29 protein-coding genes are annotated in these 22,021 nt (G+C 50.5%); 13 read left to right on the forward strand and 16 right to left on the reverse strand.

The window, feature by feature from the left end; all coding sequences use genetic code 11:
* Nucleotides 1–8 precede the first annotated feature (8 nt).
* The 3 genes from BLS59_RS17115 to BLS59_RS17125 all read left to right on the forward strand — a co-directional run bounded on the left by BLS59_RS17115 (nt 9) and on the right by BLS59_RS17125 (nt 3,146).
* Nucleotides 9–1,388, forward strand: coding sequence for a hypothetical protein (locus BLS59_RS17115; RefSeq protein ID WP_143014148.1), 1,380 nt, complete (start codon nt 9–11; stop codon nt 1,386–1,388).
* Between the two features lie 61 nt (nt 1,389–1,449).
* On the forward strand, nt 1,450–2,394 hold the full coding sequence (locus tag BLS59_RS17120; protein WP_091150833.1) for a D-2-hydroxyacid dehydrogenase family protein: 945 nt from the start codon (nt 1,450–1,452) through the stop codon (nt 2,392–2,394).
* Nucleotides 2,367–3,146, forward strand: coding sequence for a hypothetical protein (locus BLS59_RS17125; RefSeq protein ID WP_143014149.1), 780 nt, complete (start codon nt 2,367–2,369; stop codon nt 3,144–3,146). The genes BLS59_RS17120 and BLS59_RS17125 overlap by 28 nt, the downstream gene beginning before the upstream one ends.
* Here the strand turns inward: BLS59_RS17125 and BLS59_RS17130 are convergent.
* The 8 genes from BLS59_RS17130 to BLS59_RS17165 form a co-directional block, all read right to left on the reverse strand.
* On the reverse strand, nt 3,133–3,375 hold the full coding sequence (locus tag BLS59_RS17130) for a hypothetical protein (protein ID WP_091150837.1): 243 nt from the start codon (nt 3,373–3,375) through the stop codon (nt 3,133–3,135). The two genes, BLS59_RS17125 and BLS59_RS17130, sit on opposite strands and share 14 nt — an antisense overlap.
* A 14-nt stretch (nt 3,376–3,389) precedes the next feature.
* Nucleotides 3,390–3,587, reverse strand: coding sequence for a DUF2188 domain-containing protein (locus tag BLS59_RS17135; RefSeq protein WP_091150839.1), 198 nt, complete (start codon nt 3,585–3,587; stop codon nt 3,390–3,392).
* Nucleotides 3,588–3,638: 51 nt separating this feature from the next.
* The gene (locus BLS59_RS17140; protein ID WP_091150841.1) at nt 3,639–4,211 is read right to left on the reverse strand and encodes an NUDIX domain-containing protein; all 573 of its coding nucleotides are present in this window, start codon (nt 4,209–4,211) and stop codon (nt 3,639–3,641) included.
* A gap of 4 nt (nt 4,212–4,215) precedes the next feature.
* Nucleotides 4,216–4,719, reverse strand: a complete 504-nt coding sequence (locus tag BLS59_RS17145; protein WP_091150843.1) for a hypothetical protein — start codon at nt 4,717–4,719, stop codon at nt 4,216–4,218.
* Between the two features lie 62 nt (nt 4,720–4,781).
* On the reverse strand, nt 4,782–5,081 hold the full coding sequence (locus BLS59_RS17150) for an RNA recognition motif domain-containing protein (protein ID WP_091150845.1): 300 nt from the start codon (nt 5,079–5,081) through the stop codon (nt 4,782–4,784).
* 26 nt (nt 5,082–5,107) lie between these two features.
* Entirely contained in the window at nt 5,108–5,656 is a 549-nt protein-coding gene (locus BLS59_RS17155) for a GNAT family N-acetyltransferase (protein WP_091150847.1), read from the reverse strand.
* A 55-nt stretch (nt 5,657–5,711) separates the two neighbouring features.
* A complete protein-coding gene (locus BLS59_RS31245) occupies nt 5,712–5,930 on the reverse strand; it encodes a hypothetical protein (protein ID WP_143014150.1) in 219 nt (72 codons plus the stop codon).
* Between the two features lie 12 nt (nt 5,931–5,942).
* Entirely contained in the window at nt 5,943–9,464 is a 3,522-nt protein-coding gene (locus BLS59_RS17165; RefSeq protein WP_091150850.1) for an FtsX-like permease family protein, read from the reverse strand.
* Between the two features lie 155 nt (nt 9,465–9,619).
* Between BLS59_RS17165 and BLS59_RS17170 the strand changes: the two genes are divergently transcribed.
* Genes BLS59_RS17170 through BLS59_RS17180 form a run of 3 tightly spaced genes read left to right on the forward strand, consistent with a single transcriptional unit; the run spans nt 9,620 to nt 11,002 of the window.
* A complete protein-coding gene (locus BLS59_RS17170; RefSeq protein ID WP_091150852.1) occupies nt 9,620–9,892 on the forward strand; it encodes a hypothetical protein in 273 nt (90 codons plus the stop codon).
* Nucleotides 9,889–10,659: a non-homologous end joining protein Ku gene (gene ku / locus BLS59_RS17175; RefSeq protein ID WP_091150854.1), complete on the forward strand. Its 771-nt coding sequence runs from the start codon at nt 9,889–9,891 to the stop codon at nt 10,657–10,659. The genes BLS59_RS17170 and ku overlap by 4 nt, the downstream gene beginning before the upstream one ends.
* Nucleotide 10,660: 1 nt before the next feature.
* Complete coding sequence (locus BLS59_RS17180; protein WP_091150856.1) at nt 10,661–11,002, forward strand: hypothetical protein; 342 nt, start codon at nt 10,661–10,663, stop codon at nt 11,000–11,002.
* Nucleotides 11,003–11,006: 4 nt separating this feature from the next.
* Here the strand turns inward: BLS59_RS17180 and BLS59_RS17185 are convergent, their stop codons facing one another.
* On the reverse strand, nt 11,007–11,219 hold the full coding sequence (locus BLS59_RS17185) for a hypothetical protein (protein WP_091150858.1): 213 nt from the start codon (nt 11,217–11,219) through the stop codon (nt 11,007–11,009).
* A gap of 89 nt (nt 11,220–11,308) precedes the next feature.
* Here BLS59_RS17185 and BLS59_RS17190 point away from each other — a divergent pair, with 89 nt between their 5' ends.
* The 4 genes from BLS59_RS17190 to BLS59_RS17205 all read left to right on the forward strand — a co-directional run bounded on the left by BLS59_RS17190 (nt 11,309) and on the right by BLS59_RS17205 (nt 13,770).
* On the forward strand, nt 11,309–11,647 hold the full coding sequence (locus tag BLS59_RS17190) for a zinc ribbon domain-containing protein YjdM (protein ID WP_091150860.1): 339 nt from the start codon (nt 11,309–11,311) through the stop codon (nt 11,645–11,647).
* 77 nt (nt 11,648–11,724) lie between these two features.
* Entirely contained in the window at nt 11,725–11,967 is a 243-nt protein-coding gene (locus BLS59_RS17195; RefSeq protein WP_091150863.1) for a hypothetical protein, read from the forward strand.
* 4 nt (nt 11,968–11,971) lie between these two features.
* Nucleotides 11,972–12,508 (forward strand): lipocalin family protein, encoded by a 537-nt coding sequence (locus BLS59_RS17200; protein ID WP_091150864.1) that lies wholly within the window; start codon nt 11,972–11,974, stop codon nt 12,506–12,508.
* Between the two features lie 17 nt (nt 12,509–12,525).
* The gene (locus tag BLS59_RS17205; protein WP_091150866.1) at nt 12,526–13,770 is read left to right on the forward strand and encodes a cation:proton antiporter; all 1,245 of its coding nucleotides are present in this window, start codon (nt 12,526–12,528) and stop codon (nt 13,768–13,770) included.
* Nucleotides 13,771–13,799: 29 nt separating this feature from the next.
* Here the strand turns inward: BLS59_RS17205 and BLS59_RS17210 are convergent, their stop codons facing one another.
* A complete protein-coding gene (locus tag BLS59_RS17210; protein WP_091150868.1) occupies nt 13,800–14,246 on the reverse strand; it encodes a YciI family protein in 447 nt (148 codons plus the stop codon).
* Between the two features lie 92 nt (nt 14,247–14,338).
* On the opposite strand from BLS59_RS17210, the gene BLS59_RS17215 reads away from it, so the two are divergent.
* Nucleotides 14,339–14,716, forward strand: coding sequence for a response regulator (locus BLS59_RS17215; RefSeq protein WP_091150870.1), 378 nt, complete (start codon nt 14,339–14,341; stop codon nt 14,714–14,716).
* Nucleotides 14,717–14,740: 24 nt separating this feature from the next.
* Here the strand turns inward: BLS59_RS17215 and BLS59_RS17220 are convergent, their stop codons facing one another.
* Complete coding sequence (locus tag BLS59_RS17220; protein WP_091150872.1) at nt 14,741–15,331, reverse strand: PAS domain-containing protein; 591 nt, start codon at nt 15,329–15,331, stop codon at nt 14,741–14,743.
* Between the two features lie 102 nt (nt 15,332–15,433).
* Here BLS59_RS17220 and BLS59_RS17225 point away from each other — a divergent pair, with 102 nt between their 5' ends.
* Complete coding sequence (locus BLS59_RS17225; RefSeq protein WP_091150875.1) at nt 15,434–15,673, forward strand: hypothetical protein; 240 nt, start codon at nt 15,434–15,436, stop codon at nt 15,671–15,673.
* 3 nt (nt 15,674–15,676) lie between these two features.
* Nucleotides 15,677–16,462, forward strand: coding sequence for an exodeoxyribonuclease III (xth, locus tag BLS59_RS17230; protein WP_091150877.1), 786 nt, complete (start codon nt 15,677–15,679; stop codon nt 16,460–16,462).
* Here xth and BLS59_RS31250 read toward each other — a convergent pair.
* From BLS59_RS31250 to BLS59_RS17250, 5 genes are all read right to left on the reverse strand, one after another.
* Nucleotides 16,417–16,656 carry a hypothetical protein gene (locus tag BLS59_RS31250; RefSeq protein ID WP_143014152.1) on the reverse strand — a complete coding sequence of 80 codons (240 nt, stop codon included), beginning with the start codon at nt 16,654–16,656 and terminating at the stop codon, nt 16,417–16,419. The genes xth and BLS59_RS31250 overlap by 46 nt on opposite strands.
* A gap of 13 nt (nt 16,657–16,669) precedes the next feature.
* Nucleotides 16,670–17,305 (reverse strand): hypothetical protein, encoded by a 636-nt coding sequence (locus BLS59_RS17235; RefSeq protein WP_091150879.1) that lies wholly within the window; start codon nt 17,303–17,305, stop codon nt 16,670–16,672.
* A gap of 205 nt (nt 17,306–17,510) precedes the next feature.
* Nucleotides 17,511–19,184: an amidase gene (locus tag BLS59_RS17240; protein ID WP_091150881.1), complete on the reverse strand. Its 1,674-nt coding sequence runs from the start codon at nt 19,182–19,184 to the stop codon at nt 17,511–17,513.
* Nucleotides 19,181–20,761, reverse strand: coding sequence for a serine hydrolase domain-containing protein (locus tag BLS59_RS17245; RefSeq protein ID WP_091150883.1), 1,581 nt, complete (start codon nt 20,759–20,761; stop codon nt 19,181–19,183). Before BLS59_RS17245 ends, BLS59_RS17240 begins: the two co-directional genes overlap by 4 nt.
* A gap of 118 nt (nt 20,762–20,879) precedes the next feature.
* Nucleotides 20,880–21,836 carry a carboxylesterase family protein gene (locus tag BLS59_RS17250; RefSeq protein ID WP_091150885.1) on the reverse strand — a complete coding sequence of 319 codons (957 nt, stop codon included), beginning with the start codon at nt 21,834–21,836 and terminating at the stop codon, nt 20,880–20,882.
* Between the last annotated feature and the right edge of the window lie 185 nt (nt 21,837–22,021).

Consider the following 22,021-nt stretch of genomic DNA (forward strand, 5'->3'; position numbering starts at 1 on the left):
AAGATAAGGTGCGCCGGCCTTATCTTAGCCTTATATTTGTAACTATGCTGATCTATCTCGATCTTAACGTGATACAGGACATCAAACAAGCGGGCGGTGAGGAGCTGTTAATGCGCATCAAGCAAGATCAGCAGCGCAATGTCTATTGCTTTTCCGAAGCGCACCTCTACGACCTCAGCCGCGACCAGACGGACCACAAATATACGGATATGGAGCTGATTGCCGAAGTTGCGGGCGATCACTGTATTTATTTCGAGGGTGATCGTGTCCGGTTCGATTATGAAACGCCGCGTGAATATTTCGGCCGATTTGACTGGAGTACGGTTTCCGCCGCCTGGCAAAGTCTGCCGGACGAAGCAAATTTGCTCTTCGACGTCTTCAAACTAATGCCTTTAAACTTTACAGCAGCACTGCATGACCTAACGCTGCCGGAAGATATGCCGGACGTTTTCAAAGACCTTTTAACGCAAACGGTAACCTACTATGATTTTTTTGCGGCTTTCATGGATTACACCGTGGAATTGTCGGAGAAACAAAAGTCATTCCGGGCCCTCCTGCAGTATTTGCGCAGCCAGGACCTGCTCATCAATTATTATGAATATTTCGGCTTAAAGGGTTACGACGGTACCCGGATCACCGATCAGGCCGCATTCCTGGAGAGTTATTCCGCTTTTTGCGCCAAGAATGTTCCTAAAATGACTGTTTATCAATCGTTTATACGCATGTACTATTGCCTGGAATTTCTGGGTTTGGTGAAGGGCAAAGCGGACAAACAAAAAATGATGAACCTGGCTAACGATGGCCGGCATGCGTTTTTTGGCGGTTATTGCGATATCGTCGTTTCTAAGGATGAAGATTTCCGGAACAAGGCAAAGTTTATGTATGAGGCCTGTGGTATTCACCCCTGGGTGATCGGTCCGGATGAATTTCGCGATTGGATTACTGCCGGGCCGCCCAATGACGATACGCTCGGTGAGCTGTACCAGCTGATCGGGAAAGTCGGTGAACTGGAATGCATCGATGAGCATGAGACTGATGATACCCGCTACACTACGTTCGCACTGCCAAGGTTATTTTACGATTATTTCGGCTTGCTGACCTTTGGAGAGAACGAGGGTAAATATTTCTTTTACCTGACTGCCGAAAAATTGCGCTTCAACCGAGGCACCTGGACGCCACAGATCAGTGTACCGGTCGGCTTGCTGCTCAAAGAATTGGGCATGGATCTCCAGGGTAAAGGCGAGTTTCAGCGAAGCGAGGTCACGGCGTCAGGCTGGCCGGGCCGTGCCTGGCTGTATGGCAATTCGATCGTGGAGCTGATCTGCGAGCAGGATCTTTACCTGAAATTCAATCCCGTTAACGATATCCCTGCCGCCGATAAAGTTTGAATACAATTGTTCGATTTAATAGGGCTTGCAGCAGTTCGTGCCAATTGCCTATTTTTGCCCCATGAACATCAAGATCGGGATCCTGGACGACTACCAGTCGGTGGCTTTGACCATGGCAGACTGGAGCGTCGTGCAGCAACAGGCTGAAGTAACCGTATTTACGGAGCATATCGCAGCCGAAGACGTGCTGGCCGAACGCTTGCAGCCGTTTCAAGTGCTTTGCGTGATGCGCGAGCGCACGCCGCTGACGCGGGCACTGCTCAGCCGATTGCCGAACTTAAAACTGATCGTCTCGACCGCGCAGCGGAACGCATCATTGGATACGGCGGCTTGCACCGAGCTCGGCATTGAAGTGGCCATGACCAGCTATGTAGAAAGCGGGGCGCCCGAACTGACCTGGGCTTTATTGCTGGCGCTGGCACGCAACCTGGCGGCCGAGGCGGGCAATGTGCGCTCGGGCGGCTGGCAGACCACGGTCGGTGCCGACCTGCAGGGCAAAACGCTCGGTATTGTGGGCCTGGGCCGCATCGGCACCAAGCTGGCGACCTATGCCAAAGCTTTCGGCATGAAAGTGATCGCCTGGAGCGAAAACCTGACGGAAGAACGGGCGCACCGCGCCGGAGCCGAACTGGTCAGCAAGGAATACCTTTTCAGGAGCGCCGATTTCGTGACGCTGCACCTTGTCCTGAGCGACCGCACGCGCGGCATTGTTGGTGCCAGGGAACTGGAACTGATGAAGCCAGCCGCATTTCTGGTCAATACTTCACGCGGGCCGCTGGTGGACGAGGCGGCGCTGCTAACCGTTCTGCAAACCCGCCGTATCGCCGGCGCCGCATTGGATGTATATGATACCGAGCCGTTGCCGGCCGATCATTCCTTCCGGAAATTGCCCAACGTACTGGCTACGCCGCACATCGGCTACGTCACGGAGCAGACCTACCGCGTATTCTATGGGGATACGGTCAAAGTGATCGAAAAATGGCTGGCTGGTCAACCTACAAATTAAATTGTAATACCAATATGTCAGACCCTCCTAACCATCCCGATCATGCCGGCCTGGAAGCATTTCAAGCTTCCCTCAGGCAAACTGCTGCCAATACCTTCCGGCGGTTCATGCAGGAACTGGAAGCCGAGTCCGACCGCGGGGCGGCTATCTTTGCCGGGACATTTTTTGAATGTACCTTGAAGCTTTTGCTGGAAGAATTGCTGAACAAAGTAAAGTCAACCAGGAGCCTGCTGGAGGACGCCAATGGCGGCTTATATACCTTCAGCGCAAAGATTAACATCTGCTATAGCCTGGGTTATATCACTTTAGCCGAATACCAGGCGCTCAACGTGCTGAAAAAGATCAGGAACCAGTTCGCCCACAATTTCGAATACCGGTTCTCTTTCGAAGATGAGCGGATCGCCGCCCAGTGCGTGTCTTTGAAACAGGAGCTCAACGCTTTGAAAGGCAAAGATTTTGAAACGTCCCGGGCTATGTTTATCGAAGCAGTTAAGGAATTGCATCAAAAACTGTTCGACCGGCGTTATGAGGTCATTACCTTCTCGGCACCGGCCTTTAAGATCGAGCACTATTTGGATGATCCGCAGGCTTTCCAGAAACTCACACAAGAACAACAGGCGCTGGAAGAAGCGAAGTGGATGCTGGAGCATGAGAGCAAATGGGCGGACAAACAACGCCGTGCAATCCGACGCAACCAGGCTGCTGACAAAGCAGACAGCGGAAAACCGGGTGAGCAGGTTACCGGCAATTAAACTTCACATGCGCGATATACGGCACCAGCCGGTCCAGGTTACTGAAGGCTTCATGTTTGGTAATGCGGTTAGCGGCCGGATCATAATGCCGTTCCACGTAATAATTCGGCAATGAAAAGAGCTGCACGATACAGTCGCCGGCTTTGCGGTCAGCCAGGAAATGCCCATCTATGGCTTTCGCCTGCTGCTCGGTTTCGCTAAGCGCGTTGAAATGTTGCGGTGTCGGCATAGTCAAAAATAAGCTTATTCTTTTTCATCTGTCGGTATTTCTTCCGGGTGATGTTCAAAATGGACACGTGCCTGTTTAAGGCCGGTCGCGATGGCTTCCCCTTCGTTGTGCGTGGTCTTCAATACCTCATTAGCGATCTCGACCGCTTTGTCGCGCAGGTATTTGGGCTGGTTCTTATAAGATAGCGGGTAATCGCCGTTATACCAGGGCATGGTTCCTCCTTTTCCAATATGAACAATTAAAATGCGATCTGGTTCGCAGAATTAGGCGGTCAGAAAATAATGCTGCAGGAGCATGATCGTCTTCGCATCGCGGAAGCCGCCGGCTAATAATTTTTCTTTCGCCTCGCTAAAGCTCAGCTGAACCAGTTCGATGTCCTCACCTTCTGACTCCAGGCCGCCGCCTTTGCCGTGCTCGCCCCGGCAATCGCAATCGGCGATGAACAGGTAGAGATACTCGGTGATGCCGCCGGCGGAGGAATAAGCCGCGCCGATCCGCCTCAGGCTGCTGATCAGGTACCCGGTCTCTTCTACCACCTCCCGGCGCGCTGCCTGCTCGGGCGTTTCGCCCTCATCGATCAGGCCGGCGCAAGTCTCGACCAGGTAACCGCTGTCATTGCCGTTCAGGAAGGTTGCCAGCCGGAACTGCCGGGTCAGGATAAATTTTTCCTGCGCACGATCTGCTAATAGCACCGCGACCGCATCCGGGCGGTAATAGATCTCGTTCTTTTGCTCGTGCAGCTTGCCCTCCAGGTCAGGCTTCTGGTAGGTCACTTCCTCCAGCAGGTAAGTTTTATGGGATAGCGTTTCCTTATCGAGTATTTGTATGCTGGCCATGATCTTAAATTTTAGTCCATCGTTTAGTGAGTTCGCCTCCTGCACCCATCACCGGGTCGTTTTCCGGGACAGGTAGGGCAGCAATATTTTTATCGGTCTTCGGGCGTTCGCCTGGTTTGCCATAATTCATATCGTAATCCCGGTCGTCCGGGTAAGCGCCGACCACGCCGACGGCGTCTTCTTCGTCCAGATTCTTGTGGGCCACACCAGCCGGTATGACCAGCACGTCGCCTTTCTCAAGCAGGAGTTTGGGCCCTTTGTCGCCGCCCAGCTGGATGGTCGCCTGGCCGGAATAAATGCCCAGCACCTCGTGGGTGATGCTATGGTAATGGTGATAGGTGAAAATGCCCGCATCCCAACTGTTCGACCAGCCGTGCTTTTTAAACAGCTGGCTAACATGGATGGCGGGGAATAGTAGAGGGATGTCGAGCGCGCTTTTATAGAGCAGCGCCGGCAGGTGGTTGCCGGGAAACGTGCCGTCGTCTTTGATCAGAATTTCTTGAACCATAGCCTGATGTTATTCTTTTTAAACCCTCGCAAGATGATATGGTTTGCAAACGAATGGTTGGTTTATTTCGATCGCGGCCAGCGCGGTCGCTTCGACGGGGCTTGTTGCTGCGCCTGCTTCTTCTCTTCCGCTAGCCGGACGCTTAGCTGCCGACCGCCCAGCTGGCTGCCATTGAGGGCAGCGATAGCACGGCTGGCCCCGGCGCTATCGGTCATGGTCACAAAGCCATAGCATTTGCTTTCGCCGGTTTGCTGGTCGGTAACAATGGTAACGGTGTTGACGGTGCCATGGATACTGAACAGTTCCAGCAAGCCGATCTGGGATAGGTCTTTCGGAAAGCCAACGATGAATAACTTTGCCATTGGCCTAAATATACAGTTTTAACCAATCAGGCGACCTGGGTAAACTCATAAAAATCCTGGAGCACATCGAAAGGCTCGCGGTAGTGAAAACCGCATTTGGCTAACAGCTTACTGGCCGCGTAATTGCGCCGGTTGACCACGGCCGCAACTTTCGGTATGCCCTGCGCTTCCAGCGCCTGCAGGATCTTTGGCAGCAGCTTGCTCATCAGGGTTTTACCTTTGTATTCAGCCTTGAGATAAAACTCGATAAAGAAGGGATAGTAGCCGAGCCGGTAATGTTCACGCGCGACCGCAGGCGGGATGATGTCCACGATGCCGGCGAGCCGGCCCGAACTTTTATCCGTGATCAAATGGATCACATTGCGACCGGAGTGGGCGCTCAGAATGGCGGCTTTTAACCATTGTTCAGCTTCGGCTAAATGATTCAGCTTCTTTTCCGGGATAAAATGTAACGTTTCTGCATCGGAAAATAGCTCAAACACCTCGGTTATCAGGTCCCGGTAGCGCAGCAGTTCGGCGGCATCAATGGGGTTCAGCCGCAGCTGGCGGGTTTCGAGGTAGAGCGGATCAAGCATGGGCGGCAAATTTAAGCAACCGCGCCGTTTATTTCGCCCACAAATCAAAATTGGCTCAGCGTTTTTTTGCTGCCCGCGCGCGCCGGATCAGCGCTTGTTTCTGCGCTTCGGTCACCTGCGGGTTCGGGTCCAAAAATTCGGCGAGGAACTCCTCGACATGACCGAGCTGGTCAGGGTGTTTATGCAACAAACCGACCAGCTCGCCTGTTTCATTCGCAGACGCCTGCCCGGAGATAAACAGCTCCAGCAGCAACCAGATGCGCTCTTCCATCATGCTTCTATTGATTTACTGGTTGCGGATGCTTTTGACCGGGTTGGTTAAGGCTGCTTTAACCGTTTGGGTCGCGGAGGTCAGGATGGCCAGCAGGAACATGCCGGCGCCGCTGCCGATAAATACCCACCAGCTGAGGCTGGTCCGGTCGGCAAAGCTTTGCATCCATTGCTGCATGGCCAGCCAGGCCAGCGGTGTCGCTATTACAAAGGCCAGTACGATGAGCCAGCTAAGTTCGGAGGATAACAGCACGACCATTTGCGCGACCGAAGCGCCCATGACCTTGCGGATGCCGATCTCTTTCTGGCGCTGGTTGGCGGTGTAGATCGTGAGGCCGAGCAGGCCCAGGCAACTGATCAGGATAGTAAACCCGGTGGCCCAGTTCAGTAATTTAGCGGTGTTTTGTTCGCTGGTGTAGAGCTGGGCGATGCTTTCGTCAAAAAACTGGAAGCTGAAATCTTCGCCGGGGTAAACGTCTTTATAAGCGGCCTGGATTTGGCTGATGGCGGATTGCCAGTTACCGGGCTTTAAAGCAATATGAAAAGTGCCGTTAAAATAGAGATTGGTGCTGGTCAGAATGACCAGGGGGATGATCGGCGCATGGATGGATTCCTGGTGAAAGTCAGCCACGACACCAACGATCTGCGTCTGCGGTTTGCCCAGGAAGCCGGCCAGTGATTTGCCGATGGCCTCGTCCGGATCTTTAAAGCCCAGGCTTCGCGCGAGGTTTTGGTTGATCAATACGGTATTGACAGTATCCTGCGGCTGCAGGTTACGCCCGGCCAGCAGCGGGATATGGTAAACCTTGATATAGTTCTGGTCGCCGAACTTTTCACCGATCTTATCGACCCTGATCTCGTTTTTACCGTCACGGTAAGTAGCGGAGGCCGAATGCGGATCATTGGACATCGGCGCATCCCTTCCGGCACTGACCTGTTCTACCTGCGGCATCGCGCTCAGCTTATCCAGGAAGAGTTTTACTTTGCTGTTCTGCCGGTCCTTCCAGGGCGAATTGACGATCAGGATAGCCTCTTTTTTAAAACCCAGGTCTTTGTGCAGCGCATAGTAAATTTGTTTACTCACCAATAGGGTCGCCATGATGAAAAACTGCGCGATCACGAACTGGGCAACGGTCAGCGATTTTCGCAGAGTGGTGCTGCGGGTCTGCCCGCCGCTTTGTACCTGGCTCCTTAACACCGACACCGGGTTAAAAGCGGATAAGATCATCGCCGGGTAGAAACCGGCAGCCAGTGCCACGATAATGGCTAAGAGCAACAGGAACAAGAGGACGCCCGGCTGTAACAGCAAGCTTGCATTGATCCCGGCAGGGATAAAGTTCGCGAAGGCCTGCAACAGCAAAGGTGTCAATGCCGCTGATAGTATAACGGTGATCAGCGTCAGGAAAAATGTTTCGATAATGAACTGCGCGATCAGCTGGCTCCTGCGGCTGCCCATCGTCTTGCGGATGCCGATCTCTTTGGCACGCTTGACCGAAGCGGCGGTACTTAAGTTGATGAAATTGATGCAGCCCATCAATAACAGGAACAAAGCGATCGCGCCTAATTCATACAGCGTGGTTTTATTGGCCGTCCGGCCATTACCGTAAGTGCCATAATTGGCATTGAAATGCAGGTCGTTTAACGGCTGGAAGTAAAACGACTGCTGGCTGTTTTGCCCGGCGGCCGGCGGGTAATGGCTTTTGTACAGCTGGTTCAGTTGCAGGCTCACTTTTTCAGCTGAACTGCCTTCCGGCAGCCGGACGAAAAATTGCTGCTCCGGCGTAATGCTTTGGAAAGCGTTGACCAGGACCTGCGCCTTTAGGGCGGGTGTAACCGCTACCGTCGGAAACGAAATAAAGTCGTGGAAGGTCAGGTCCGTGTTCCCGGTGATGTCCGCAACCACACCGCTCACCGTTGTCCTAAGCGAATCGTACTGCACGGTCCGGCCGAGCATGTCGCCATATTTCAGCGACGGAAAATATTTTTTGGCCTGTAAGGCGGTCAGCACGACCTGGTTAGGCCGGGACAAGGCCTGACCGGCATTGCCGGCCAGCCAATGATAGGTGAACAAGCGGAAATAGCCGCCATCGGTCAGGATCACATTATCCTGGGCTTTGAGGTCAGTGGCGGTTTGCCCCGTCGGAATGGTCACATGAGGCTGGTAGAGTGTAAACAGCCGGGCGCTGGCATTGATTTGGCTTAACTGGTCCTTGGTCAATTCAATGGCCGCCCCGGGTAATCCCGCGTTGTAGCTCTGCTGGCCGGCACTGCTGAAGGTAGTGACCACGCGGTAGATGCGGTCGCGGTCTTTATGAAAACGGTCAAAGCTGAAATCAAAATGAATGATCAGGTAGATGACCAGCGCGGCGGTCGTGCCGACGGACAAGCTCACGACATTGATCAGCGTAGATAATTTGTTGCTTCTGAAATTGCGGAAGGCGATCTTTAAAAAGTTCCTAAACATAAAACGGCGATTTGGATGCCGCAATGTTAGCGCTAATCCTGGCCGCTGAGGTCTCAATTTATAACTTGGGAGTTCTTTGGGCTGTTCGGCCTTGTATTCCGCGGGACTTTTACCGGTCATTTGCTTAAAGATGCGGTGGAAGGTGCTTTTGGAATTAAAGCCGCAGGCGTAGGCGATGCCGGTTAAGTTGACGTGACCGAAAGCAGGGTCCTGCATTTTTTGGGTGACCTCGGCGACGCGGTATCCATTGATAAAATCATTAAAGCTTTTTTTCAGGCCCTGGTTAATGATCCGTGACAATTCATGCGTGGTTAGCAGCAGCTTTTCTGCGAGTGTGTTTAGCGTCAATTCCGGATCAAGGTGATATTGCCCGGTTTGCATGGCCCTTTTCAGCCAGGCGCTTTTTCGCTGTAAGTCCGACCTCTTCAACGTGTCGGGCGCTATCAGGGTCACCGGAACGATAACCGGTTTGATGATCGCCAAAGCCGCCATGCGGATCAGCATCGCGGCTAACAGGAAATCATAAGGCGCAGACGTTAACTGATCCCGGTAAAACAGCGCATTGATCAGGAAATAAGCCAGCGACAGTATAGTCAGTATGCCTAAACCGGCCAGCGAAACCTGGACGCTTTTCAACTGCGCACGGAAACGATCACCTTCCTGAAATTTTTGATGATCGTAAAACCGGATGATCCTTCGATGGGACAGGTAAACATAAATAACGACAGCACAGCAGCTAAATGCGGGATTGATATTCAGGCCGGCAATTGCCAGGATGAATGCGATCAGCGCAGGAACAAAATGAAGCAGATCCTTGTGGCTCGTTTGCCGATCCGGCGTCGCCAGCTGTCGGACATAAAAATAAAGCAACGGCCCCAGCGCCAGGGAAAATTGTAATGGCCCTAAGGGTAGCAGGCTGGTGCACAGCACGACCAGCGCCAGTCCCAGAAAAAGGTTGGCCTTTTGCTCCGGTCCTTTGATCAGCCATAACAGCAAAGCAAAAGCCAGCCCGGTAAAAACCGCGCCGGACAGCAGCATCGCATACAGGTTGATCACAAAAGGATATCCGTTCATAACGCTTAAAGGCAGCAAGGCTTATTCCAAATTCTTAATACTTTAAAGATTAGTCTTTTAGCTTGCCTCCATGATCAGCAAATGTAACGAAACCGAACAAGGTGTACGAATTCAGCACGGAGGAAACAAAACGCTGGTCAAGGGGTTGTCCATGTATGGAAAATTATGCGATCACGGTCAGCAAGGATAAGAAAGAACATCATTTCGAAGTGGGCGAATACGCGCACCACGAGGATGACAAGTGCAAATACCGGGTCTATGAGAATGGCAATTACGTCGCCAGCTTTACGCCAGACAGTCATGACTTTTTGCAGATCTGCCAGAACCCGGGAGAAATTGACGAAGAAGTACTGCATTTACTGGCCGACAAGATCGAGGCGCATCACCCGCATGGGGTAAACGATAACATTAGAAAACTGAAATTATGAGAAGCATCTGGACCGGTTCGATCGGCTTTGGGCTGGTAAGTATCCCCATCAAATTATATTCGGCCGTGCAGGAAACACGCCTCGATCTGGACATGCTGGACAGCCGTGACCACGCGCATATCAAATTCCAGCGGGTGAATGAAAACACCAAAAAGGAAGTACCTTACGATAAGATCGTCAAAGGCTATAAATACGATGATGAGTATGTGATCATCGAGGAAGCCGATTTTGAAGCCGCCGCGCCGGAAAAAACCAAGGTCATTGAGATCGAGAACTTCGTGGACCTGGCAGCGGTCAACCCGATGTATTACGAAAGTTCTTACTATACGGCACCGGCCACCAAGAAAAATAAAGCCTATGCCTTGCTGCTGTCCGCCTTAAAGAAGTCGGGTAAGGCGGGCCTCGCCCGGTTTGTGCTGCGCAGCACCGAAAGTTTGTGTATCGTGCACCCGGTCGAAAACGACCTGGTGATCACCCGCATCCGTTTTGCCCAGCAGATCCGCGAACAAAGCGAGCTGGAACTGGATGAAAAGATCGAAGTAAGCGATAAGGAGCTGAAAATGGGGCTGGCGCTGATCGATCAGTATACCGAGCCAATGGACCTGGCGAAATACAAAGACGAGTACCATAACGAGTTATTGAAGATCATCGAGCAGAAAGCCAAAGGTAAACGCCCGACCATCAAAAAACTGAAACCAAAAGCTGCCAAGAGCGATGATCTCTACGATCAGTTGATGAGCAGTCTGAAAGTAAAGAAAGGTGCCTGATATGATCAGCCCCTTACAAACCACGATCCCGCAGCCCGACGGCAGCGACCGCCACGTGATCATCGAGCCCGTGCTTGAAAAAGACAGCGAAGGCCGTTTTGGCTCGACCGGTGTTTATAAAGTTTTCAAAGACGCGTTCGGTGATGAAACCCATTTGTTCACCGAACCGCTGGAAAGCGAGGCGCCGGCAGATGACCTGCCGGATGAACAGAACCCCGATTACCTGGGCAAATTTGTTTTTGAGAACCGCGAACTGCAGCATTTTGAGGGACAGGTGCTGAGCCTGGCGGAACAGGCCTACCTGGCTGTATTTATCGAAAGCTACCAGGAACCGGATATTTAAGCGCCTATTTTTTGACCAGCTCGATCTGGTCGGGCGCTACCTTCAATGCCTCGGCCACCAGGCGCCAGCGCTCTTTTATATCAGCGAGGGGCATTGTCCGGCATATTTCCACCCAATTATGCCGCGATAAGCCATAAGTGATGTAATCGTCACAGATTTCATGGTGATCGGGATAGTCCAGCCAGGTCGTTATGCGCTTGTAATATACTTTTTGCATGTCAGCAAAATTAAAGATTTTGCAAAGACAAATTACGCTCCCATCCATTTTTGAATGGCTACCTTTGTCCTTCAACAAACTTATTTGTCATGAGCGAACTTCCATCTTGCCCGGTCTGCCATTCTCCCTACACCTACGCCCAGGAAAGCTTATTGGTCTGCCCGGAGTGCGGGCATGAATGGAGTCTTGCTGAAGAAGCAGCGGATGACCAGGGCTTTGTAGTGAAGGACAGTAACGGCAATATCCTGCAGGATGGCGATACGGTGGTAACCATCAAAAACCTGCCGGTAAAAGGCACCTCGCAATCCATCAAAGCCGGCACCAAAGTCAAAAACATCCGGTTGGTAAACAGCAACCACAATATCGACTGCAAGATCGAAGGATTCGGCGCGATGGCGCTCAAATCTGAATTTGTGAAAAAAGCTTAAAACGCCATTCGCTTTACACCCGAACACGGCTTTCTTCCAGGCACCGAACAATAACAGGCCGGTCTTGTTATCTTTTTATGAAAAATCCATTTGAAAAAGAAGACCACACAGGACTGTATGTCGGGATCGCGATCGGCGCGGCTGCCGGTATTGCCTTAGGCTGGCTTTACCTGACCGATAAAGGCGCGCAGTACCGCCGGCAGATCAGCCGGACCGTGAAAGAAGGTGCCAGTGACCTCGCAGCAACTATTATTGATAAAAAGACCATCATTCCGAAGCCGCTGGCCAAAGCAGGGACCGACGCGGTCATTAAAGACTAAAAATATGAAAAAAGGTAAAGCATGGATCGGCGTGGCGGCTGCGGCGGGTACTGCGGGCATCGCCTACGCGCTTTGGCCGAAAAAGAAAGTGCCGGCTAGCGCGATCGTGGATCCATTCAATAAAGAAATGTACCTAGGTAAATGGAACGAAGTCGCCCGTTTGCCCAATCTGATCGAAAAAGACCTGCGTGACCTCACTGAGGAATATACACAGAACGAGGACGGAACGATCCAGGTGGTTACCCGCGCCTTTAATCCGATCAAGAACAAACCTGTCGAAGCGACCGGCACGATCAAATTCAGGGGCGCCGAAACCCGTGGTCAGCTGGAGGTCGCTTATTACCTGCCGATCTACCTGGATTACAATGTGCTGGACATCGACGACAACTACCAGTACGCCCTGGTCTCCGGCAACAGTATGAATTACCTCTGGCTGCTCTCCCGCGAAAGTAGTATGCCCGAAGAAATGAAACAGCGTTTTTTGCAAAAGGCCACGGCGCTTGGTTTTGACATCAGCCGGCTGGAATGGATGGACTACTGATCCTTAGCCAATAATTAATGGAGTTATTTGTGATCATCGCGCTGCTTGTCATCATCAGCGCCATTTATTCCTATATCAATGCCCGCTTTATCAAGTTGCCGGGTACGGTTGGTATCGTGACCGTCGCTATCGTGGGGTCTGTACTGACCATTATCGCCGACAAGCTTGATCCGGCCATCGGCAAGCAGCTGAGCGTGGTGGCCAAACATATCAACTTTTCGTCCACCTTACTTAATATCCTGCTGGGTTTTTTATTATTCGCCGGTTCCTTCAATGCCAATACCCGGCGCCTGAAGCGGGAATTGCGGCCGGTGTTTGTACTCAGTACGCTGAGCGTGCTGCTTTCGGCAGCGATATTCGGGGCGATATTCTATTATTTGACGGGCTTTTTCCATATCCGGATACCTTTTAGCTATTGCCTGCTGTTCGGCGCGCTGATCTCGCCGACCGATCCCGTGTCGGTCGGCAACATCATTAAAAATTCCAAACTACCTTCCAACCTGTCCACCATCATCGCCGGCGAATCGCTGTTCAATGACGGCGTGGGACTGGTCCTGTTTATTACAATACTGGAGGTCATCCGTTCGGGCGATGACAAGATCGATATCGCGAAAACCCTTTTGTTATTTGCCCGGGAGGTGTTCGGCGGCATCGCTTTGGGTGTCATTCTCGGGATGCTGGGGCACCGGCTGATGAAAACGGTCACGGACTTTCAGACCATCGTACTGATCTCGCTGTCGCTGGTCATGGGGATCTCGCTCATCGGCGCGTACTGGGGTTTGTCCATACCGCTGGCCGCGGTGTCTGCAGGGCTGTTCGTCGGCGATAATACCATCAATATTGACGACAAGGAACGCTCGCACGAAGCGCTGGAAAAATTCTGGCAGCTGATGGACGAAATGCTGAACACGATCCTGTTTGTAATGATCGGCCTGCAGATGGTCAACCTGCCTTACTTAGCCAATTACTGGCTGACGGGCAGCCTGGCCATTCTCCTGATCCTGGTCGCCCGCTGGCTAAGCATCTTTTTGCCGCTGACCTTTTTACGCCGGACACTGGACGTCAATTATAGCAGCATCAACATTCTGACCTGGGCCGGAGTACGCGGCGGTATCTCGATTGCCCTGGCATTGTCGCTGCCTACAAGTCCATACCGCCACATCATTTTATCCGCCTGTTACTTTATCGTGATCTTTTCGATCATTGTACAAGGCCTGACCTTAAACCGGGTCATTAAAGCGGGGTTAAAAACGGAAAAATAACCGGTGCTGCCTGCTGTACGTGTAAGAAATCAGAAGTCGGTTTTCTTTACCTGGTCATGAAATTTCAGGTACAACGGCAAAGCTGCTGAACCATACCAGCTGTAACATTCCGTTTCCAGCAGGCCCGCGCGTATCGCCGGGTCTGTTTTGAGGAGCTTTATGGCCTCATCCGTTGTTTTTACGTTCAGGATAAAGATGCCTTCGTACCGGCGGGTATTTTTGGCCAGCGGTCCTGCGGCTACCAATTGGCCCGCGGCGGCGAGTTTATCGATATTAGCCATATGGCCTTGAAAGAGGCTGTCGCCGCGGACCTTGCTGACCTTGGTCTTGCCGGTTTTCAGCATGACCAGCACATATTTTTTCATGCCGTATTGGTCGGCGCCGAGCGAATCAGCCAGCCGCTGGTTAAAGGCATGCTGCGCCGAAGCGATCGTACCCGTGGCGAGCAGCAACAAAGTAAGGATCAATGGTTTCATGTAAAGCTTTTGCCTAAGATAGCGAATAAACTTATTTGTTATCCAAACAACCCTGGGTTGTATTTGTAGCTATTTAATAAAAGAACGTTCCGTTGAAAAAGATAGCCGATCCTAAGAAAATAGTACTCGTTGACGATGACTCAGATATCCGGGATATCATGACCTTCATACTGGAATCCGAAGGTTATACCGTTATCGGTTTAGATAAGGGGCTTCGTGCCCTGGAAACCATCACCGAAGTTCGCCCGGATCTGGTATTGCTGGATGCCATGCTCGGCGATATGGATGGCCGCGATATTTGCAAATCACTAAAACAGCAGGCGGTGACCCGCGCCATACCGGTTGTCATCGTTTCCGCTTCCCACGGCTGGCATACCGCGCACGAAAAAAAATGCGGCGCAGATAATTATCTTCCCAAGCCATTTGATATCGCAGACCTGGTGAGCCAGGTTAAGCAGTATGCAGCGTAACTTGTAAGCCCAGCCCATCTCTAACTATTCATTCGTTTTATCAGAGATATCTTTAACGATCTGATCGAGTTCCGCTGTACTATTTTTGAGCATAGTGCAAAGCTGGTCTACCTTTTTGTCCGCCAGTTCTTCCGCGATCAGGCCGGCCAGGCCGATGATATTAGCCAAGGGCTTGCGCACAAGATGGGATTGGATGAACCCGATCTCGTCCAGTTGGGTATGCGCCGAATCCAGCTTGCTTCGCGTGTCCACGAACTCCGTGATATTATAGCCGATGCAGAAAATGCCTTCCGGCTGACCCTGCGCATCAAAGAAGGCCTGCATTTCCCATTGAGTGGTGACAAAACCGCCGCGGCCGTCATGTTTTCTTAAGGTTGCCGAAAACAACTGTCCTGGCGCGGTAAAGCATTGCATACCCACCTGCTCACAGATCACGATATCGGCCGGGTGCAGCGTGATGCTGAAATGTTTGCCCAGTAAAGTACCATTGGTAAAATCAAAATTGCGGTCGTAATTTTTGCTGACGTAGGAATAGCAACTGTCCATGCCGATAGCAATGGTATAGAAAAAGGAGGAGTCTTTCAGGAACTCGTTGATCTGCTGGTATCGAACCATAATTTAGCCTTTAATTATCATTAAAGAACATGACCGGCCGGATTAGGTTTTACCGCGTTTTACCGGCGCGCAACAATAAGCGCTGAGACTTGTTGAACAGGTATGAAAAATCCATTTGAAAAAGATAACCACACGACGTTGATCGTGGCTGTATCTGTGCTTGCTGTAGCGGCCGGCGCCGCTGCATTTTTGTTTCTTACCGATAGCGGTAAGGATACGCGCAAAAGCCTGAAGAAGCAAATCAAAAAGATCGCCAAAGATGCCGCAGTCGAAGCGATCCACAAAAAAACCAAGATCGCTAAAAAGACAGTGCAAGCGGTCGCTGACCATGTGGTGAAATAAACGGTGAAGATCGCCACCTATAATATCAATGGCATTAACGGCCGTATCGTCAATGTGCTGCGCTGGCTGCAGGAAGCCGAGCCCGATGTGGTTTGCTTACAAGAATTGAAATGCGAGGATAACCGTTTCCCAAAAAAAGCGCTGCTCGAAGCCGGTTATCACGCTATCTGGCAGGGCCAGCAAAGCTGGAACGGCGTAGCGATCCTTTCGCGGTACGGCGAGATACAAGAAACACGGCGCGGTCTGCCAGGGGATGCGGAGGATAAGCATAGCCGCTATATCGAAGCTTTTATCAATGGTGTGGTGATCGGCTGTCTGTACCTGCCCAACGGTAATCCCTGGCCGGGATCGAAATTCGATTATAAGCTGCGCTGGATGGAGCGCCTGCAAAGTCATGCAGATAAGCTGCTAACCTTCGGCTTGCCGGGGGCGCTGGTCGGCGATTATAATGTTATGCCAACGGAACTGGATACTTATAAGCCCGTCAAATATTTGAAAAATGCCTTGTTTCGCCCGGAGAGCCGGGAGTCTTTTAAGCGGCTGGTCGATTCCGGCTGGACGGATGCGATCCGCAAGCTGTATCCGGATGAACACATTTATACGTTTTGGGATTATCTCCATAATGCCTACGGCCGCGATGCCGGCCTGCGGCTGGATCACTTTTTATTAAACGGTATTTTGGAACCCCGATTAATCGCTGCGGGCGTAGACAAACAGGTACGCGGCTGGGAGCATTCCAGCGATCACGGGCCGGCCTGGATCGAGCTGGCCGACTTGACCGGCGTCTGATCGGGTTTCAAGCCGAACAGGCGGCGCAATGCGGGAAGGATATTTACCCGCATTAAGTATTTGGCCATAAAGGCTATTTTTTTTGGCTTGTCGCTACCGAACATGGCCAGTATGTCCTGCAGGGCTTTCGGGCTGTGCATCCACTGCGTATTGAATAAAGTTTCCTGACCAACTTTGGCGAAACGGGTAAACATTTATTTTTCGTAGTTAAGCATCACCCGAGCCGTTGACCCGGATGTCTTCGATATGATAATAAAGATCCTGGACCTTGCCGAGCGTTTCCTGGTGGCTGCGCATAGCAGCAGGGAGCATGCTTTTCCTGTTAATCGTTAATATTTTATAGCGCCTGGTCACATCTTCCGGTTTGAAATCGGCATATTTTATTTTTAGATAATAATTATTATTGTCCTTGGTAAGCTCGAAACCGATGGCCTTGGCCGTATCTACTTTTATAAGGTCTGGCATGACCAGCCATCCCGCGCCGCCGCCGAATATCAAATAATTAATGCGGTCTGCATCGGGCACCGAAGTAAAGGTTTTATGGTTATGATCAATCAGATAGCCCAAATGGCCATCATAAATTTTTTCATGGTAATCCCCGTCCAATGCGGCCCGGAATTGGAAGCCCAAAACACTATCGTTTGCATCAGGCTTCATAAAGACGTTCCCGCTCATACTGCGAATATCTCCGGTCATTAATGTATCTGTCCGTTTGATGGTGTAAACCGCCCATCGTGTATTTTTTTGTGCGTTTTTTACAGCGGCAACAAGCGCTGCAGGGGTTTGGGCTGCGGCGCTCATGCAAATAAATGCAGCAGCGATAATTATGATCGTTTTTTTCATATCGGATTTGTAAGTTAATATTTTAAAGCGGCTCCAAGTACCGGGTCATCATGGAGTTGAAGGTAAGCCATAAGGTCTCAAAGCTTTTTTCATGCAATGAGAGCGTCGAGTCAGCGGGCATGGTTGCCGGGTTCTGTGCCTTAGCACTCAAGGTAAAAACCAGGAAAAGAAAACTGAGTCTTTTGATCATTTCAAACAAGTTTTGTTATGGTTCAACCGGGTACTGCTGATGATACCTTGTAGCTGCCTGGTAAATATTCGCCGCTTCCAGCATTTTGCCTTCACCAAATAGCTGGCCGTTAAATGTAATGCTGGTCCGGTATTTCGGACCTATTTTACCGTTCGGAACGACGATGGCCGGGTTTCCGGTCAGGCTGCTGAGGGTGAGGTTGGTAGTGAAGCAGGGCGACATATACAGGTCAAGGCCTTTTAACTTTTCATACCATTGCTGAATGAGCATGGTCCTTGCCCGGTTGGCGTTGATGTATTCGGCCGCCGAGGCGAACTGCGCGCCGCGCAAGGTGTATGCCCAATTGCGCTTTTCCTGGCGGGTTAGTTTATCTACGTCTTTATTGATCACCAGGTTTTGAAATGCTGCACCGGCCTCGATACCGAGAATAAAGCCCATTTCATTAATGGGCAGGTCAGGGTATCGTATCGGCACTAGGGTTGCGCCAAGCTTTTGCAATGTTGCAAGTGTGACGGAATCATTGTCGTGGTTGTCATACTTATCATCAAAATCGGCTTTGATGTAACCAATGCGGAATCCTTTGAGCGTTTTCATGTCGCCGTTATAATTAAACGGTGCGGCAATAGTGCTCAGGTCACGCGGATCGGTGCCCTTGATCACATTGAATACGATGGCGGCGTCTTCGGCGTTACGGGTGATCGGGCCGAGTTTATCCATGCTCCAACTAAGTGCCATCGCACCATATTTGCTAACGCGGCCGAATGAGGGCCTTAATCCGGTCACCCCGCATTCGGCCGCGGGGTTAATGATCGAGCCTTGTGTTTCTGAGCCAATGGCAAAGGGTAGGCAACCCATGCTTACCGCCGAAGCCGAACCGGCAGATGAACCGCTGGATCCCCTGCTGATATTCCAAGGATTTTTAGTTCTGCCGCCAAACCAGATATCCCCTGTAGCCAGTTCACCCATGGACGTTTTAGCAATCAGAATAGCCCCGGCATTTTCGAGTTTAGTGATCACAGCAGCGTCAATAGGAATGATCCTTTCTCGATAAATGGGCGCACCATATGTAGTAGGGTATTCATGCTGGGCCAGCAGGTCTTTAGCGCCAAAAGGGATGCCATGCAATAAACCTTTGTAATGGCCCTGTTTAATTTCTGCATCAGCTTTAGCGGCTTGTTTCAGGGCATGCTCTTCTGTAAACGTTACGACAAAGCGAAGTTTATCGTCAAACTTTTTTAGTCGGCGGATGTAAAATTTCGTGAGCTCAAGAGAACTGATCTGCTTTGTTTTAATCAGTGATGCCAGTTGCATGATGCTATAAAATGCAAGGCTGTCGGGATTTGCCGGTAATCTCGTGACGAGCGCTTTGCCGGGGAGAAAACTGTTTACTTTGTCCGGAAAGTTAAAGCCAACTGGTACCGGATTAAAAATCAGGGCTGGAACTGTACTCGCGGGCATATCGATCCTGCGCAGGGCCTGGTAAGTACTGCGGTAAAAGCTAAGGCTTCCTAAAATGGAATCGGCTTGCGCCTCGTTAATATCAATGCCGATCAATTGTTTGGCGCTGCCAACCATTTCTTTCGTGATTGGCGCGTTCTCCAGTTTCAACGCTGCAAAAGAACCCAGAAAGAATATGCCTGAAAGGGCACCAATTTGTATTGTCCGTCTAATGTATTTTTTTGTTTTCATCGGGTCCCGGTAGCTTTGGCGGTTGCCAGGTTCATTTCTTTGATCACTTCTCTGATGGCGTTATCATCGGCCCACTGCATCTTCATATCATTGATGGCTTTCCAGTAATATTGCCTGCCTTCTTCTGTTTTGCCAGTTTTGATCAGGAATTGGCCTGCTTTGCGTGCTGCATCAGCGGATAGCTGCCAGAACTCAAAGCCTTTAGCATCGGCCAGCTGCCGGTAATATTGCAGGGCGCGTTTTGGATCTTCCTGCGCTTCATAGTACCGGGCAAGGTCGGTTATTACATAAGGCTGAATATGCTTTTGAGCGCTATAGCCGTCCGCCATTTGGTCAATCAGTACGCGATTTTCCTGCAAGTCGGTGAGCAGGTAGGTCAGGCCGGGGTCGTATTGTTTAAAGCGTTCCGGATTTGTTTTAGCCAGACCATTAATCAATTGCTGCGCTTCAGCCTTTCTGCCGGCATAACGCAAGAACAGGGCTTTACCGATGAATTCCTCGGGCTGTAATAATTGTTGTGCTGCCTTGTCTTTCTCAAAAACATAATAACGGAGGAAAGCGGCGGCCAGTGGAGATTCCCAGATTCCGCCGGAGCCTAAACGCAACGCGTAGGAAGGGCCGTTGGCATTTGACAAAAAGATGAAGGTGTAACCTGATTCGGGTACACGGATAAATAACGCAGCGTAATTCTCCGCCTGTCCGTAATGCCAATGGATTTTTTTGCCGGCAAAAGCTTCGGAAAACCAGCCCATACCATAAGGGCTCAGCGTGCCATCGTTTAATTTCGTAGGGATGGTAATCTTATCGTAACTCGCTTGGGTGATGAGGGTATGGTTATCGTAACTGTTGGTATATTTTACCAGGTCATCAATCGTTGACAATAAGCCGCCCGACGGGAATGCTCGTGTCCAACGGGCATAATACCCGGTATCCGCGGTAAAATTTTTGGTTTGCTGATCATATAAATAGGGCGTGGCGATATGCCTGAAAAGACTATCAGTACGGTTTTTCGGAAAACCGAAAATCGTATGTTTCATACCGAGTGGATTTAAAACCCTTTTCTGTAGCTCTAATTTATAAGCATCGGTTTCCGGACTATGGTTACCCGCTTTTTCAAAAATCCCGTAGAGATAATTAAAGCGGGAGCCGTTATAAACGAAAGAGCTGCCGGGGCCATCCTCGGATGTCTGGGACAAGAAGTGTTTTATTTTTGCGTTTGGATCAATATTGTATGGCCAGCCGAAGCCGATATCGACGTAGCGGTAGTTCAGTATGTAATCCTCAAGACTGACGAGATGCTCCTGCTCATACTGCATCACAAGGTTTGCGGTCATCGTTTTGGTGACCGATGCGATCATAAAAAGGTCGTCGCTTCTTACCGGTGTTTTCTTTTCAAGGTTGGCGTAACCATCCATCTGCCGGTAAACCACTTTGCCGTCTTTCACTACGGCAAGACTGTAGCCGGGTAAACGCAAGACCTCAGCCAGTTCCTTAACCCGCCTGGCAAAAGCTGCATTTTGTGCAAAGGTATTTTGGGTAAACGCAAAAAAGCATAAAATCAGAACACGTATTTTCATCGGGGAATATTTAGAATATTAGGTACGGTTATAAGACACCTCCAATAGCGTTAATGTTGCGCATGTGAACCTTCGTTTGCAGGACATTAAGGGCATTTGGCAGGCAAATGCACAGCCATTATCTGATCTTTTTATAAACCATGCGGGCCTGCCGGTTCAGGATACAAAGTTGCTCCTTGCTGTTAATTATAAATTCGGCATCAACAGGCTCCCATGCTCTGACATAAAACTTTGTATCGGAGGCCGCTTTCATTTCGATGAAGCGATCCGGTCTTGGTTTGAGGATGAGGTGCCCTTTTTCCACCAGCACTTCAACCGTATCATATGGCCCGGCGTACTTTCCGGCGTAAGTATTCAATATTTTTTGTTTCACCTTTACAGGCTGGTAGAGAAACTTCCGTTGGTTCAACAGCCAGGTATAAAACTTCGGGTTGTTATATGTGGTATCCCAACTATTATGGTTGGCCTGAGGGTACAGCGTGAGTCGGACGTTGGAACAAAACCGCCTGAGAATATCTACCATTTCGATACTCCGCTTTGGGGGAGCAACATCATCCTTGAACCCGTGAAAAGCCCATACAGCCATATTCCTTAAGCGAAAGAGATTAGCCGTGTCACGGCCTCCTGCAATAGGTGCTATGGCGGCGAAAAGTTCAGGGTATTTTATGGCCATACTCCATGTACCAGCGCCGCCCATGCTGATGCCTGTCAAATATATACGGTTGGTATCTACCCGGTAGCTTTGTTTGGTCCTTTGCAGAAGCCGGTACAATTCGTCCTCATTCCATCCCAAATTGTCAGTTTGTGGAGATATCAAAATGAAAGGGAACTCCTTACCCTGCGCCACAAGTTTGGGCAAACCATTTCCTTTAACCCTTTCCAGATCGCTACCACTTTCTCCCGATCCGTGCAGGTACATCACCAAGGGAAATTGTTTATCAATTTGCTCTTTATAGCCTTCCGGCAGGTACAGCAGGTAGTCGGTTTCCCTGACAAGCTTTTCATGGCTTTGCTGGGCAAACGCTGAAAAAGCTAAAAAGAGCGGCATAGAAATGCTAAGTAGTGTTTTAATCATAAGTTTTTCGGTCTCATGTAAATTTGAATCGGCCGGAAGATGCAGGTAAAATTAAGCCGTTTGAAAATCACCTTGCAGGACGAAAATGCGATTTGGCAGGCAAAAAGATAATAATGGCCCGTTACCTTACTACTTTGTCTGTCTTTCAGGTTTCTTTGCACTCGACGGCTCTGTTATTGTCTTTA

Origin of the sequence: Mucilaginibacter pineti (assembly GCF_900101875.1) — a bacterium.
Classification (GTDB): Bacteria; Bacteroidota; Bacteroidia; order Sphingobacteriales; family Sphingobacteriaceae; genus Mucilaginibacter; species Mucilaginibacter pineti.